This is a genomic window from Marinitoga sp. 1135, from assembly GCF_013363245.1.
Classification (GTDB): Bacteria; Thermotogota; Thermotogae; order Petrotogales; family Petrotogaceae; genus Marinitoga; species Marinitoga piezophila.
Genome location: NZ_LBEZ01000008.1, coordinates 174,901 through 188,842, shown reverse-complemented (window position 1 = coordinate 188,842; position 13,942 = coordinate 174,901). Strand labels below are relative to the sequence as shown.

The following is a 13,942-nucleotide window of genomic DNA, read 5'->3' as shown; positions in this document are numbered from 1 at the left end:
TCCTTAATTCCATTTTCTTTTATATATTGTTTTATGAATTTCCTATCTACATTGCCAAGAATCTGTTCATTTTCCTCTTTTCTTTTTCTCGGCATTACTATCCCCCCATGTAACCTTTTTTTCAAAATCCCCTTTCTCTTTCACCACACTCCTGGGCTTCCTTTTTTCACATATTCATTCTTTTTATTTTTCTATTTTTTTATTTACACACTTTTTATTATACTACCCAGATTTCTGGAAGGGTTATTTTAAAAACCTTTCAATAATATCATCAATCAAAACTCTTTCATCATCTTCAAAAGAGTAATAACCAAGAGCAACACGCTTATAACCTAAACCATATTTAAGAGCAAAATCACGAACCTTACCTTTTGGATAAGGAGTAACGGGCCATTTAATATCGTATCGAACGCAATTTCTTAAAAACACATCAAAAACTTTCATTTCCTCATCTCTGAGCTTAAAATAATTAAAAACAAATTCCTTAAAGTTCTTTGGTTTCTTAAAAAGCTCAGTGATGAGTTTTTTTCTTGCTAAATAAAATGGTGAAATATTATATTCCGAATCTTCAACATCTTCAGAATTCAATAATCTTCTTTCAGCTTTCTTCAAATCAAAATCACTCATCATGACGTTAAAGAAATACATCTTTTCATAATTAGCAGAGAAGAATTTAATGATTTTATCTTTATTACCTTCAAAAATCAATTTTAAAATATGACTCTTTGTAAAAAATGGTTTTTCTATTAATGCTGTATATGTTGAAAAGAATAATATTGGAATATTTACTTCTTTTTGTTTTCTAAATTTAATAGTATTTTCTTTAAAATTCTTCTTTATTTCTTTTTCAAATTCTTTTGAATAAAAGCTTCTATTAAATTTCTTATCGAGATTTACTTCAGGAAAAATCTTTTTTAGTTCATTTACTATATTACATATTTCAGAAATACGCATATCATTATTAATCTTTTTTACTTCAAAAATAGTATCAAACCAGTTATAGGTATAATTTAAATCTTCGAAATAATAGCCAATATAATATTCAAGTAAATTAGCTGCAATCAAATCTTTCTCTTTACCTTCATTCATTATCCACCATGCAGCATTATTTAAACCAGAACATATCATAGTTGGATGTGGAAATTTCTTTGCAAGATTATATCCTTCTATAAATAATTTATATGCTTTATTATAATTTTCTTTTTTTATTTCTTTTCGCGCTTTTGAATATTTTATTATTGATTTTTCAACGTAACTTTCTTCGTAATTTTTACTCCATAATCGTATACAATCATAATTTTCTTCATATATTGAAACAAGATATTTTAATCCTGGAAAAATTATATTTCTTGCATTTTCAGAAAGATTTTTAATACCTTTTTTTAATTTCATATATTCTTTTTTTGATTCCTCAAATTTATTTTGTTTTAATAATATATCTATTTTTTCAAATCTTGCTAATTCTTTTAACATTGTTGTTGTTGTTGTTGTTGTTGAAATAACTTTATTTGCATAAAATAAAGCTTTGTCTAAATCTTCATTCCATATTGATTTTAATAATAGCAGATAGAATTTCAAAGATTCATCAATAATATATGGATAAATGTAATTAATAACCGTTCTTGAAAAATAACCATATTCAACTATATTCAGAATATCTTTTATAGAAAAATCCATTTTTAACCTCCAGGACACTGTGTTTTAATTATGTTGTTACTATCGAATTTTTAAAACCCGGGGACTTTGTTCTTAACATTTGTTTGTAACATAAACACATAAATAAAAAATCGCCAGAATCCTGAATATAAAAAATTTTAAAAAAATTTGGTAAGTTTGTGAGAAAATCGTGTGTTACATGAATTAATTAAACTGTAACGAAAATCAACTTCTGAAACACTGATAAATAGCGGATTTTTATTTTAAAAAAAACACTTGAAAGTCAAATGGAAACTGGTATAATTTTTCACCGGAGGTGAAATAGTGAAAAAAATCATTTTAATAATAGGCATAATGATAATTTTAAATTCAATAATCTTTTCTGGAGATGAGGTGGATAAAAAATATTCAACTCGTTCTTTAAATCCTCAAATTGAATTTTTTAAATAATAAACAATCTATTTTTCTCTTTTTATATCTGCATAGATATTATATCAAAACTTTAAATCTTTTCAGCCGGCTGGATTATTCTGGTGCCAGAAACTTAATTACTATTATAACTTATTAAATATAAAAGAGCAAGGAGGTTATAAAATGAAAACCATTAAAAAATTTAAAATTTTAGAAATAGGAACATACAATGTTGAAGAACCTAATTTTTGTGGATTTTGTTCATTTTGTAGTCCAATATGGGGTAAAAAAGTATTAACTAAATAATTTCTTTTACCTGGATCCAGGTTTAAAAGATATCCCCAAAATATATAGATTTTAATTGTTTAAAAAAGATAAAAATATTAGGAGGTGATTATAATAAAATATTACACATCATTTTATAATATATATACTCCAATAAATGATAATATAGTCATTTTTAATACATTAACAAGAAATTTGATTTCTATGGCAACAAAAAATCTCATGATAAGTTGAGATTATTAAATGATACGGGAAGTTTTGATATTGTTTTTAATAATTTTGTATTATTAACTAAATACTTTGAAGGTGAAATAACTCTTAGAATGAATATAAATGAAAATAATATAAATAATGCAAAAGAATTTTTAAAATATTTAAAAAAAGAAAAAATCAATAAAAAAATATCAAGTTTATCATTTTCACCTATATTTTCATCCCAAAAAGAAATAAGAAGGTATGGACATGAAAGAAAAATAAATTTAGAATTAGAAAGCAAAATTGCGAATTTATATCTTCAAGCGGCAAAATTCGGCTTTAAAATAGATAAAGAATTTGTTGGAGGCCCATGTTCTGTGTCTCTTGATTTATCTTTCGCTGTTGATGAAAATTTAAATATATATTCATGTCCTGGAACTTTTTACGAAGTTAAAGAAGGATATATAGATGAAAATAGTAATTTAAAAATTAATAATTCTAAGTGGTATGAAAATATAAGTTATGAACCTGAATGCATAGAAAATTGCAATTATGCACCAATTTGTTATGGAGGATGTAGATGGATGGGTGGAAATAATAAAAAAGGTGTTTGTAAAAAAGCCTATCTAGATAAAAATATTCAAACGCTGATAAAAGCTTATGTTATAAGCAATTATCCTCTGGAGGTATAACAAATGGAAGAATTATTAAAAGTAGAAAAAATAAGCAAAACATATCCAAATGGAGTAAGAGCAAATAATAATATAAATTTTAGTTTAAAAACAAATGAAATTATTGGATTAATTGGTCCAAATGGAGCAGGAAAAACAACATTAATAAGACAGATTTTAAAATTATTGAAACCAACTTCAGGAAACATTATTATAAATGATAGAGTGAAAAAAATTGCATATGTACCGCAATTACCGATTTTCTTTCCATCACTTACAGTTGAAGAAAGTATAAAAATACCTTTAAAATTAGAAGGGTTAAATTCGCATGAAGTAAGTTATAAAGTAGAAAAAATACTTTATGAAACAGGATTAGATAAAATAAAAAAAGAATACAATTATACACTTTCAGGTGGTCAAAAAAAACTAATTATGATTGCATTAGCTTTTTCACAGGAACCTGATGTGGTAATATTGGATGAACCCACTTCAATGGTTGATATAATAAACAAAGAAAAAATATGGGATTTAATAAAAAAATACAGAAAGGGAAAAGGAATATTACTAGCAAGTCATGATATGAATGAAATAAAAAATTTGGCTGATAAAGTAATTATAATCACAAATGGTGAAATTATATATAAAGGTAAGATTGAAGAAATAAATACAAAAGTAAAAACACCTGTTGAATTAAATATATCAGTTAAAAATATAGAAAAAATAGAAAATCTTATTAGAAGAGAAAATATTGTATATAATTCAAATGAACATAATTATTCTTTATTCTTTTCTGAGTTATCAGAAGCTTTGAGTTTTCTTGAAAAAATAAAAAAAGATAATTATATAAAATATTTAAAAATTGAATACCCATCCTTTGAAAAAGGAGTGTATGAACTTGTTAAAAATATTTAATCAAATAAAAACAGGAATAGAATTAGAATTTAAAGGAATGAGAATGTTTAAATTTCAAATATTTGTAAGTATGATATTAATACCTTTTTCTTATTTAATAATTGTTTTATTAAATAAGAATTCAAATATAGATTATTTAATTAGCGGATTTATGGTTTCAATGATGATAGGAACATATTTTGGAATACTTTCTTTGAGAGTTTCAAACTTAATGCAAACTGAAGTTATTGAATTATATACAATTTTTTCTGTTTCAAAGACTGTAATAGTAATATCGATGGGGATAACATATTTTTTGTTAACGCTACCAATTTTTGGAATATCTTATATTTTCATGATATCAAATAATACAGAAAAATTTTTAAGTACCTTGGTACCGTTATTAATAGGAAATATCTTTTTAATTCTAATCTCCATAACAATTGGATTAAAAGTGAGAAATTATTATACATTAATGGGGATAATGCCTCTTGTGAGTTATATTTTAATAATAATTTCCCCTATTTATTACCAAATAAAAACTCAAAATATAATAGTAAAAAGTTTACTATTTTTGAATCCAATTACTCATATATTGAATATATTAAGAGTGGGATTAAATGAAAGCTATATAATTTTCTCCTCAAAGTATTCTTATGGAATAATAATTATTATTTCATTATGGCTAATATTTTATATAAATAAAAAATTAAAAGATATATATATTTTAGAAAAAATATTTTGATAAGGAGGTGAAATTGATGAAAAATAAGAATAAAAAAATTAAAATATTAGAAATCGGTAGTTATAATATTGAAGAACCAAACTTCTGTAAGTTTTGTAAATTTTGTAGTCCAATTGGTGGAAAAATAGTTTTAGTCCCCTAAAGAAAATATATTAATTAATATCGATTGAACGCAATTTCTTAAAAACACATCAAAAAGTCTCGTTTCCTCATCACTGAGCTTAAAATAATTATAGTTGGTTATAAGCTATTAGTAGTTCATTTTTCTGTTATTCTCATTGCTGCAAAATATATTGCTTTTATTATCAATGATTCATTTGTTGGGAATACGTTTTTATTTTTTTGTTATTTTTTTATAAAAATGTGATATAATTAAGAAAAGTTAATACTCTCCGGGGCAGGGTGAAATTCCCGACCGGCGGTTAAAGCCCGCGAGTCTTCGGACTGATCCGGTGAAATTCCGGAGCCGACAGTGAAAGTCTGGATGGGAGGAGAGAACAATATATTTATATAGACATAAATGCATAAATTTGCGTTTATGTTTATATATGTAATATATATAAAATCAGGCCCTGGAGATATCCAGGGCTTTTATTTTATTATAAGGAGGTTTTTACATGGATAAGGAAATTCTTACAAAAACATTTTTTTCAAACAAACCTATAATCCTCTGGGATAAAAAAAAGGAAAATGAAGCTGATTTTGTATTTCCAGCAGAAATGGCAAACAAGGATATTATTAATTTTTTAATATCCAATGGTAGAGGATTATTATGTTTAGCAGCTGAAGAAAAAGAGCTTTTACAAAGAGGTTTTTTTAAACTTCCTTCTAATAATGCTGATATACTTAATACCAATTATTTTATTAGTATTGATCATAAAAAAACAATAACCGGTATTTCTTCAAAAGAACGTGCAAAAACTATAAAATCTATCTCTGAAAATACCACAATAAACGATTATAAATATCCAGGTCATATTCAGTTATTAGGAAGTATCGGATTAAATAAGAGAAAAGGACATACAGAAAGTTCTATTGAATTAATGAAATTATTGGGTTTTAAACCTTTTTCTATATTAATTGAAATTTTAGATGAAAATGGAAATTCCCATAATTTTAATTATATAAAATCATTATCTCAAAAGTTTAAAATCCCCATAATTTCTGTAGAAGATATAGCCGTTGAAGTATTTAAAAGCAATTTATATGTAACTCCAATTTCTGAAGCAAATCTTCCTACACAATTTGGCTCTTTTAAAATTATAGGTTTTAAAAATAATTTTGATGAAAAAGAACATTTTGCAATATATACAGGTAATTTAAAAAACACACCTTTATTAGTCAGAATACATTCCGAATGCGTTACTGGTGATGTGTTAACTTCAAGAAAATGCGATTGTGGAAGTCAATTGCATCTTGCAATGAAAAAAATACAGGAAAACGGCTCTGGTTTAATAATTTATTTAAGACAGGAAGGTAGAAATATAGGAATCACAAATAAAATAAAAGCTTATGAATTACAGGATAAGGGTATGGATACAGTAGAAGCAAATGAAAAAATTGGTATGCCAGCAGATAATAGAGATTATGCAATAGCAGCACAAATTTTAAAATCATTAAACATTAAAAACATTATTTTAATGACAAATAATCCTGATAAAGTCAATCAATTAAAAAAATATGGTATCAATGTGATAAATACAATACAACATTTAGGCGAAGTAACGCCAGAAAATAAATTCTATTTAAAAATCAAGAAAATAAAAATGAATCATAATCTTTCAATTGAGGAGGTAATATAACTATGAAAATTTTTGAAGGTATTTTTGATGGAAAAGATTTAAAAATTGCTATTGTAATTTCAAGGTTTAACTCATTTTTTTCTGAAAGATTATTAGAGGGGGCTCTGGACGCATTAAAAAGGCATAATGTAAAAGAAAGCAATATAGATATTTTCAAAGCCCCGGGTTCTTTTGAAATTCCATTTATTGCAAAAAAACTAACAAACAAAAATTATGATGCTATTATAGCTTTAGGGGTTGTAATTAGAGGAGAAACATATCATTTCGAAGTTGTTGCCAATGAAGTTTCAAAAGGAATTGCTCATTTAAATTTAATATCAGATATACCAATTACCTTTGGAATAATAACTTCAGAAACTCTGGAACAGAGTATGGATAGATCAGGTGCAAAAGCTGGAAATAAAGGTTTTGAAGCCGCAATGGCTGCTTTGGAAATGGCAAATCTCAACAAGAAATTGAAGGTGTAAAAATATGAATCATGAATATTTTATGCAACTGGCTATAAATGAAGCAAAAAAAGGAATAGGAAAGGTGAATCCAAATCCCTTGGTGGGAGCTATTATAGTAAAAAACGGAAAAATTATATCAAAAGGTTATCATGAATATTATGGCGGAAGACATGCAGAAGTTGTAGCTATTGAAAATGCTAAAAAAAGAAATATCGATTTAAAAGGAGCCACAATGTATGTAACTCTTGAACCATGTTCTCATTTTGGAAAAACTCCTCCCTGTGCAAACAGACTGGTAAAGGAAGGATTTAAAGAGGTTTATATAGGTATGCTTGATCCAAATCCAATGGTAAATGGAAATGGAATAAAAATATTAAAAGAACACGGCATAAAAGTTAAATATGGCATTTTAGAAAGTGAAATCAAAAAATTAAATGAAATTTTTATTACATATATAACTAAAAAAAGACCTTTTATTGCTTTAAAATTTGCTATGACAATGGATGGTTTCATTGCTTCAGAAAAATTTGATTCAAAATGGATATCAAATAATATGTCAAGAAATTTTGTACATAAATTAAGAATTTACTATTCATCAATTTTAATTGGAGCTAATACTTTAATAAAGGATAATCCAAAATTAACCTGTAGAATAAAAAAAGGAAGAAATCCCATAAGAATTATTCTGGATAAAGAGGGAAAATTTTATGGTAAAAAATTAAATATTTTTATGGAAAAAGGGCAAAATATAATATTCTCAAATTCAAAAAAAGAAATAAAATACAAAAATACAGAAATAGTAAATGAAACAAACATACATCAAATTTTAAAAATATTATTTGAAAGAAAAATTGATAGTATTTTAGTTGAAGGCGGTGCAACGATTTTATCATTATTTCTAAAATATAATCTTGTTGATAAAATTCATGTTTTTTATGCACCTAAAATTATTGGAAATGGTATATCTCCTTTTAATAATTTAAAAATTGATAAAATAGAAAATTCCATCAGGTTTAAACCTGTAGAAAATAAAATTTTTGAGAATAACCTTTATTGGGAGCTGATACCATGTTTACAGGAATAATACAGCATTTAGCAAAAATGAAAATTATAAATAATAAACTTATTATAAATAATCCTTTCAAAGATATTCAATTAGGGGAAAGCATTTCAATTAACGGTGTATGTTTAACTGTTGAAAAAACAGATGATAACAGGCTTTATTTTTCAATTGGGGAAGAAACATATAGAAAAACAAATCTAAGATATTATAATAATAAAATTGTCAATCTTGAAAGAGCTTTAAGATTATCTGATTTTGTTGGGGGACATATTGTTACCGGTCACGTTGATGGAATAACAAAATTTTTAGGTTTAAGAAAATCTTCAAATACATTTTGGATGAAATTTAAAATTCCTCAAGAAAAATGGGCTATTGCAACAAAAGGGGCTATTACAATAAATGGAATAAGTTTGACAATTGCAAAAAAAGAATTAGATACCTTTGAAATACAAATAATAGAACATACATATCAAAATACAAATTTGAAATTTTTAAACACGAATGATTTTGTTAATTATGAAGTAGATATAATTGCTCGTTATTTAAAAGAACAATCCGAATACATTTATTAACCAGGTAGTTGACATTGTAAAAAAAATGTAGTATAATAAGAAAAAATTTAATATATATATTTTTTTCAGGTGGTGTTAGGTATGAAGATAAGAACAATAATAATAAAAGTTAATAATTTCAATAATAATAATATCAACCAGCGTTGGTGGAACGCGAGGTAAGCTGTCGTTTACTATCAATTCACCGGCGCTGGATTTTACCAGCGCCGGTTTTTTATTATCTATTTAAATTTAATGAGAGGGAGAGATTTTTATAAAATTACATTTGAAGGGAGAGGGTATTATGATGAAAGAAAGTATGGAAAGAAAGGTTGACACGGTATCATTGGTAAAGGAATATATGGAAAATCCTGTATTTAAAGACGCTACACTTATTCAAAGCGAAATTTTAAAAGGAATTAGACATGTATTGGATGAAAAAGGCTTTGTGGAATTATTACCTGTAACTGTTTCACCTATTACCGATCCGCTAAACCATCCACATTTTGAAGCTGAATTTGAATATTATGGACAAAAGTATTCAGTTACAAAATCTATGATTTTACACAAGCAGGTTGCTGTTCTTGTTCACAAAAAGATTTATATTGTTTCACCAAACGTTAGATTGGAAACAGAGGACAAAATGGATTCGGGAAGGCATCTATTTGATTTTGTACAAATAGATATGGAAATGTTAGAAACACCAAGAGAAGTTGTATTTGATGTAATGGAAGATGCCATTATCCATACAATAAAAACAATAAAAGAAAAATATCCTGAAATTATTGAAAAGTATCATCCTTCTTTGAAAGTTCCTGAAAAACCTTTTAAACGTTATACCGTAAAGGAATTAAAGGAAAAATATGGCGAGGACTATGAGAAAAAAGCTTCTCTTGAAGCAACTGAACCATTCTGGATGATCGATATTCCACTTTTAGAAAGAGAATTCTATGATAAACAGGATCCTGAAAGACCTGATGTTTTATTGGATTTTGATTTGATTTACCCTGAAGGTTATGAAGAAGCTATATCCGGTGGGGAGAGGGAACATGAATACAAACAGATTCTAAAAAGAATGGAGTTAAAGGGAACTCCACCAGAGGCTTTCCAGGATTATCTGGAAGTTGCAAAAGCTGGTTTGTTAAAACATTCTGCCGGATGTGGAATTGGAATAGAAAGATTTACAAGATGGATTTTAGCGCTTGATCATGTTGAAAAAACCAGACTTTTTGCAAAAATTCCTGGAAAGCACTCTATCTAAATTTAAAAAAGAAGCCCGGAAATTCCGGGCTTCTTTTTTAAAGAATATAATTGTTTCTTGTATAAACCTCTAATGCTTCTTCTTTAAAGTTTTCTACTAAGTTATCAACGTTGTTTTCAGAAATTCTTTCAAACATGTTGTTTAATCTTCTGTCAAGATATCCTTTTATAATTTTCATACTCTCCCTCTCCTTTAAAAAGAATGTATTAAATATATTTTCAATTTTATTCTATTCCTAAATCTATGCAATTCGGTTTCCGAACTATTATGTTATTGTAATATTATATTGCATTATGATAAATTAAAACCCAGGATTAAATCTCCTGGGTTTTAAAGTGTTCTATAGAGCTATTTATAAGATTTATAATTTCTTTTTTAGACAGATTATAATCTTTGTTACCATATTCTTTTAATATAAATAAATCTGTTAATTTTTTGAACTCTTCTGGTGAATCTACTTTTCTTAGCAATTCATATGGAGTAAGATGTTGAAATTTTTCGAAGAATCTTTTTCTTATGTATATATATCCTTTATCAATTAAATAGGGTATATCCTTTTCATTAAATTTATTTTCTTCAAATTTTTCATGTTTTAATTCTTTAGATTCAAGATTTTCTTTTTTATTATTTTTATCTTTTTTAAGTATTTTATAAATAAAATACGCCAGTATTAATATATTTATTAAATAAACATATCTTGAGAATTTTATTATTAGGTATGCAATTTTTAGTATTAAAATTTCTGCTTTTCCATTATATGTAGTTTGTGTTGAATTTGCTGCTATCGCATTATCTTCACGATTTATTGCAGTTGGTTCTTTTGAAATTTGTTTTTCAATATTTGATGTAAAGAATTCTGGTGTTTCTAATTTATATTGTAAAGGTTTAAGATGCGCTATTGTATTTAATCCCATAAATGTAATAATAAAAAATAAAGCAAGAGAAATGTATAAACGTTTTTTATCTTTTTTTGTCATATATTTATAAGAATAATATGCAATTACCAAACTTGATATTACCCCTAACACTAATACTCCTAAAAATAATTTTTCCTTTTGTGTCATGGTTTCCTGTGGTTTATATACCCTTGTGTATATTGGATTTGTTTCTGATTCTTTAAATAATCTTTTGACCCTTTCTTTTTTTTCAGTATTTTCATCTTCAACATTTATTTTATTATTTTCTATATTATTCTCATTTTCATATGTTTTATAATATTTTTTATCCATAAAGAGACTAAAATCTTTAAATGGATTTATACTTGTTTGAAAGGACACAAATGAAAATACAAAAAATATAGCAAAAAGTGTTATATATAATTTCTTGTTTTTTTCTTCTTTTAATAGTTCATATAAGAAATACAACAATACAGCTCCCACAAGAATATGATTAATTGTATTTCTTAGAATTACTGCTGCTATTATGTATACATAAATATATCTAAATAAATCCTTTCTTTCTTCTGGAAGAAAATAATTCACTATAATTATCAATGTAACATTATATGCAAAAAAAGGGCTCCTATCTAAAGCCATTTCAATGGAAAATGCAGTTCCAAATACCAGAAATAATGCGAGAAAGGCTATGTAATACGGCATATTCATCTTTTTAAACTTTTTAAATAATAATGTATAAATTTGAGTAACTATAAAAAGGGCTATAAAGTCTATTACATTAAGCGGCAAAAGAGAAATTATAACTAATTGCTCAAATAAATTGCGAACTTTTTTATCCAACCCCATCACCTCAAATACTTGAAAAGACTTCTGTTAATGAATCATCTGGCGAAACTAACCTAACAATTATATGATTTTCTTCAAGTAATACTGCTTTTTTCTCCAATTCAATAGCTTCAACCCTGAAAATCTCCTGATTATTTACATCCAGTTTCCCTTCGGTTTCAACTCTAAAACCATATGGCATAACCAGCACAATGACTTTTGAAACTTTTGAACGCATTTTTATTAAATATGGAATTATTTCATCGGTTAAATGTATTGATATTATTATTACTGTATCTTCAAATGTGAGATACGGAATTTCTGATTCAAGTACTTTTTCAAGGTTTATATCACTATTATTATCCCCATATGCTGAAGCTATTGTATCAAAATATTCAACCCAATCGTTTGAAGATATTTTTTTTATTTCTTTTCCCAATATAACAAGGTTAAGATCCTGATATTTTTCTTTTTGATATTTTACAATACTTGCGGTCGCCTTTAACGCATATTCTTCATATACTTTTCTTTCATTTTTCCAGAAGATATTTTCTTTCGGAATACCATCTGGCAAATTTAAGTCAACAAACATATATACCTGCCCTGTTGAAGTATGTGCATATTTTTTTACCATTAACCTGTCATATTTCGCTGAAATTTTCCAATTTATTCTGTTTAATGGTTCATTATTGTATTCATCAATATTTTCAACATAAGTAACGTCTTCCAATACTCTTATATTAGATTTTTGAGCTGGCAATAACTTTTTCAAACTTTCTTTGTTAAACTCAGAATATATAAATTCCGGCAAAACTTCAACCTTTTTTTCAACGATTTTTGTTTTCCAGAATTCAAAACCCAATGAAGTATTGTATTTAATGCTAATTCTTCCTATATCTTTAATTCCTCTTGTCCCAAAGGATATATTAAAAATCAGTTTTTTTCTTTCACCTGGTTCAAGATAAACCTTTTGATTTAATGGTCGAATTCTCTGAAGTAAGTTCGATGGTGAGACAAGTAATAAAATACCATCATTAGAATTGTTTTTTAAATATATTCTGTATTCAAAGATTTCATCAATAAATGCCTTTTCATATTCTAATTTATATTCTATTTCTATATTCTCAATAATTGCTTTTTTTCTAAAAAAATCATACCAGATATATCCCAATAATGCCAATAATAGCAATGTATAATTGCTAAAATAAAATATATTTATTGTTACCCCTATAACAGAGTACCAGACGAGACCTTTTATTTTATATCTCACTTATATCACCTTATAACTCTTACTTCTTCTAATATATCGCTTATTAAGTCATATGGTGATACTTTTTTTATTTTTGCTTCTGCTTTGAGAATTATTCTATGTGCCAAAACATATTTTGCTATGTTTTTTACATCATCTGGAATAACAAAATCCCTTCCTTCTATTGCAGCAACGCTTTTTGATAATTTCATTAAAGCAATAGAACCTCTTGGACTGGCACCTACCTTTATATCTTTATGATTTCTTGTTCTATTAACTATTTCAATAATATATTCTTTTATTTCATCGGAAACAAGTACATTATTTACTTCTTTTTTCACTTCTAATAATTCTTCAGCAGAAGATACACTTTCTATATGATTTATAGGATGTTCTTTTTCCTGCGAATTTAACATTTCAACTTCATATTGAGGATCAGGATATCCTAAGGATAATCTAATCATAAATCTATCTACCTGTGCTTCTGGTAATGGAAATGTTCCTTCGAACTCAATTGGGTTTTGCGTGGCAATTACAAAAAAATGTTTTTCAAGTTTGTGGGTTATTCCATCTATAGACACCTGATTTTCAGCAAGTGATTCAAGCAATGCTGATTGTGTTCTTGGCGTTGCTCTGTTTATTTCATCACCAAGTAATATATTGGTAAAAATAGGACCTTTTTTTAAGACAAATTCATTTTTATTTTTATCGAATATATATAAACCTATTAAATCGTTTGGAAGTAAGTCCGGTGTAAATTGAACCCTTTTAAAATCAAGATTAAATGATTTTGCAATTGCTCTTGCAAGTATTGTTTTTCCTGTTCCTGGAACATCTTCTAATAAAACATGTCCTTCACTAAAAAACGTTGCTAATACATATTTTATTTTTTCATCTTTTCCTTTTATTACTTCATTCACATTTGATATTATTTTATTAGTTAGTTTTTCTGCTAACATTTAAAATCCCCTTCCTGCTTTGATTTTATATTA

General features: G+C 26.2%; 16 protein-coding genes and 1 riboswitch. Of the genes, 11 read left to right on the top strand and 5 right to left on the bottom strand.

From position 1 onward, the window contains the following. Positions 1-243 precede the first annotated feature (243 nt). The gene (locus XO10_RS05110) at positions 244-1,677 is read right to left on the bottom strand and encodes a hypothetical protein (protein ID WP_175421204.1); all 1,434 of its coding nucleotides are present in this window, start codon (positions 1,675-1,677) and stop codon (positions 244-246) included. Between the two features lie 303 nt (positions 1,678-1,980). Between XO10_RS05110 and XO10_RS10680 the strand changes: the two genes are divergently transcribed. The 11 genes from XO10_RS10680 (at position 1,981) to XO10_RS05070 (ending at position 9,980) form a co-directional block, all read left to right on the top strand. Further along, positions 1,981-2,106, top strand: coding sequence for a hypothetical protein (locus tag XO10_RS10680; protein WP_014296412.1), 126 nt, complete (start codon positions 1,981-1,983; stop codon positions 2,104-2,106). 144 nt (positions 2,107-2,250) lie between these two features. Then, positions 2,251-2,373, top strand: coding sequence for a hypothetical protein (locus tag XO10_RS10675; protein ID WP_014296413.1), 123 nt, complete (start codon positions 2,251-2,253; stop codon positions 2,371-2,373). A gap of 209 nt (positions 2,374-2,582) precedes the next feature. Next, positions 2,583-3,239, top strand: coding sequence for an SPASM domain-containing protein (locus XO10_RS05105; protein ID WP_148265146.1), 657 nt, complete (start codon positions 2,583-2,585; stop codon positions 3,237-3,239). Positions 3,240-3,242: 3 nt separating this feature from the next. Continuing rightward, positions 3,243-4,130: an ABC transporter ATP-binding protein gene (locus tag XO10_RS05100; protein ID WP_014296414.1), complete on the top strand. Its 888-nt coding sequence runs from the start codon at positions 3,243-3,245 to the stop codon at positions 4,128-4,130. Continuing rightward, positions 4,114-4,854 carry a hypothetical protein gene (locus XO10_RS05095; RefSeq protein ID WP_014296415.1) on the top strand — a complete coding sequence of 247 codons (741 nt, stop codon included), beginning with the start codon at positions 4,114-4,116 and terminating at the stop codon, positions 4,852-4,854. Before XO10_RS05100 ends, XO10_RS05095 begins: the two co-directional genes overlap by 17 nt. A gap of 16 nt (positions 4,855-4,870) precedes the next feature. After that, the gene (locus tag XO10_RS10670) at positions 4,871-4,996 is read left to right on the top strand and encodes a hypothetical protein (protein WP_014296416.1); all 126 of its coding nucleotides are present in this window, start codon (positions 4,871-4,873) and stop codon (positions 4,994-4,996) included. A 242-nt stretch (positions 4,997-5,238) separates the two neighbouring features. Next, a riboswitch (FMN riboswitch) is annotated at positions 5,239-5,354 on the top strand. 117 nt (positions 5,355-5,471) lie between these two features. Then, the gene (locus XO10_RS05090) at positions 5,472-6,656 is read left to right on the top strand and encodes a bifunctional 3,4-dihydroxy-2-butanone-4-phosphate synthase/GTP cyclohydrolase II (protein WP_175418223.1); all 1,185 of its coding nucleotides are present in this window, start codon (positions 5,472-5,474) and stop codon (positions 6,654-6,656) included. Positions 6,657-6,658: 2 nt separating this feature from the next. Further along, entirely contained in the window at positions 6,659-7,123 is a 465-nt protein-coding gene (ribE, locus tag XO10_RS05085) for a 6,7-dimethyl-8-ribityllumazine synthase (protein WP_175418224.1), read from the top strand. Between the two features lie 4 nt (positions 7,124-7,127). Next, entirely contained in the window at positions 7,128-8,189 is a 1,062-nt protein-coding gene (gene ribD, locus XO10_RS05080; RefSeq protein ID WP_175418225.1) for a bifunctional diaminohydroxyphosphoribosylaminopyrimidine deaminase/5-amino-6-(5-phosphoribosylamino)uracil reductase RibD, read from the top strand. Then, the gene (locus XO10_RS05075) at positions 8,174-8,740 is read left to right on the top strand and encodes a riboflavin synthase (protein WP_075780440.1); all 567 of its coding nucleotides are present in this window, start codon (positions 8,174-8,176) and stop codon (positions 8,738-8,740) included. The genes ribD and XO10_RS05075 overlap by 16 nt, the downstream gene beginning before the upstream one ends. A 286-nt stretch (positions 8,741-9,026) precedes the next feature. Then, positions 9,027-9,980: an asparagine synthetase A gene (locus XO10_RS05070; RefSeq protein WP_254871357.1), complete on the top strand. Its 954-nt coding sequence runs from the start codon at positions 9,027-9,029 to the stop codon at positions 9,978-9,980. Between the two features lie 37 nt (positions 9,981-10,017). On the opposite strand, the gene XO10_RS05065 is transcribed toward XO10_RS05070, so the two are convergent. From XO10_RS05065 to XO10_RS05050, 4 genes are all read right to left on the bottom strand, one after another. Further along, positions 10,018-10,158, bottom strand: a complete 141-nt coding sequence (locus XO10_RS05065; protein WP_156865397.1) for a hypothetical protein — start codon at positions 10,156-10,158, stop codon at positions 10,018-10,020. A gap of 136 nt (positions 10,159-10,294) precedes the next feature. Beyond that, complete coding sequence (locus XO10_RS05060; protein ID WP_075780441.1) at positions 10,295-11,716, bottom strand: hypothetical protein; 1,422 nt, start codon at positions 11,714-11,716, stop codon at positions 10,295-10,297. 10 nt (positions 11,717-11,726) lie between these two features. Next, positions 11,727-12,971: a DUF58 domain-containing protein gene (locus XO10_RS10780; protein WP_014296424.1), complete on the bottom strand. Its 1,245-nt coding sequence runs from the start codon at positions 12,969-12,971 to the stop codon at positions 11,727-11,729. Positions 12,972-12,976: 5 nt separating this feature from the next. Next, a complete protein-coding gene (locus tag XO10_RS05050; RefSeq protein ID WP_175421202.1) occupies positions 12,977-13,909 on the bottom strand; it encodes a MoxR family ATPase in 933 nt (310 codons plus the stop codon). Between the last annotated feature and the right edge of the window lie 33 nt (positions 13,910-13,942).

What these genes read in the sequence shown, in the direction of transcription:
- XO10_RS05110 (WP_175421204.1), bottom strand. Translation starts at nt 1,677, where the DNA reads ATGGATTTTTCTATAAAAGATATTCTGAATATAGTTGAATATGGTTAT.
- XO10_RS10675 (WP_014296413.1), top strand. Translation starts at nt 2,251, where the DNA reads ATGAAAACCATTAAAAAATTTAAAATTTTAGAAATAGGAACATACAAT.
- XO10_RS05100 (WP_014296414.1), top strand. Translation starts at nt 3,243, where the DNA reads ATGGAAGAATTATTAAAAGTAGAAAAAATAAGCAAAACATATCCAAAT.
- XO10_RS10670 (WP_014296416.1), top strand. Translation starts at nt 4,871, where the DNA reads ATGAAAAATAAGAATAAAAAAATTAAAATATTAGAAATCGGTAGTTAT.
- XO10_RS05090 (WP_175418223.1), top strand. Translation starts at nt 5,472, where the DNA reads ATGGATAAGGAAATTCTTACAAAAACATTTTTTTCAAACAAACCTATA.
- ribE (WP_175418224.1), top strand. Translation starts at nt 6,659, where the DNA reads ATGAAAATTTTTGAAGGTATTTTTGATGGAAAAGATTTAAAAATTGCT.
- ribD (WP_175418225.1), top strand. Translation starts at nt 7,128, where the DNA reads ATGAATCATGAATATTTTATGCAACTGGCTATAAATGAAGCAAAAAAA.
- XO10_RS05075 (WP_075780440.1), top strand. Translation starts at nt 8,174, where the DNA reads ATGTTTACAGGAATAATACAGCATTTAGCAAAAATGAAAATTATAAAT.
- XO10_RS05070 (WP_254871357.1), top strand. Translation starts at nt 9,027, where the DNA reads ATGAAAGAAAGTATGGAAAGAAAGGTTGACACGGTATCATTGGTAAAG.
- XO10_RS05065 (WP_156865397.1), bottom strand. Translation starts at nt 10,158, where the DNA reads ATGAAAATTATAAAAGGATATCTTGACAGAAGATTAAACAACATGTTT.
- XO10_RS05050 (WP_175421202.1), bottom strand. Translation starts at nt 13,909, where the DNA reads ATGTTAGCAGAAAAACTAACTAATAAAATAATATCAAATGTGAATGAA.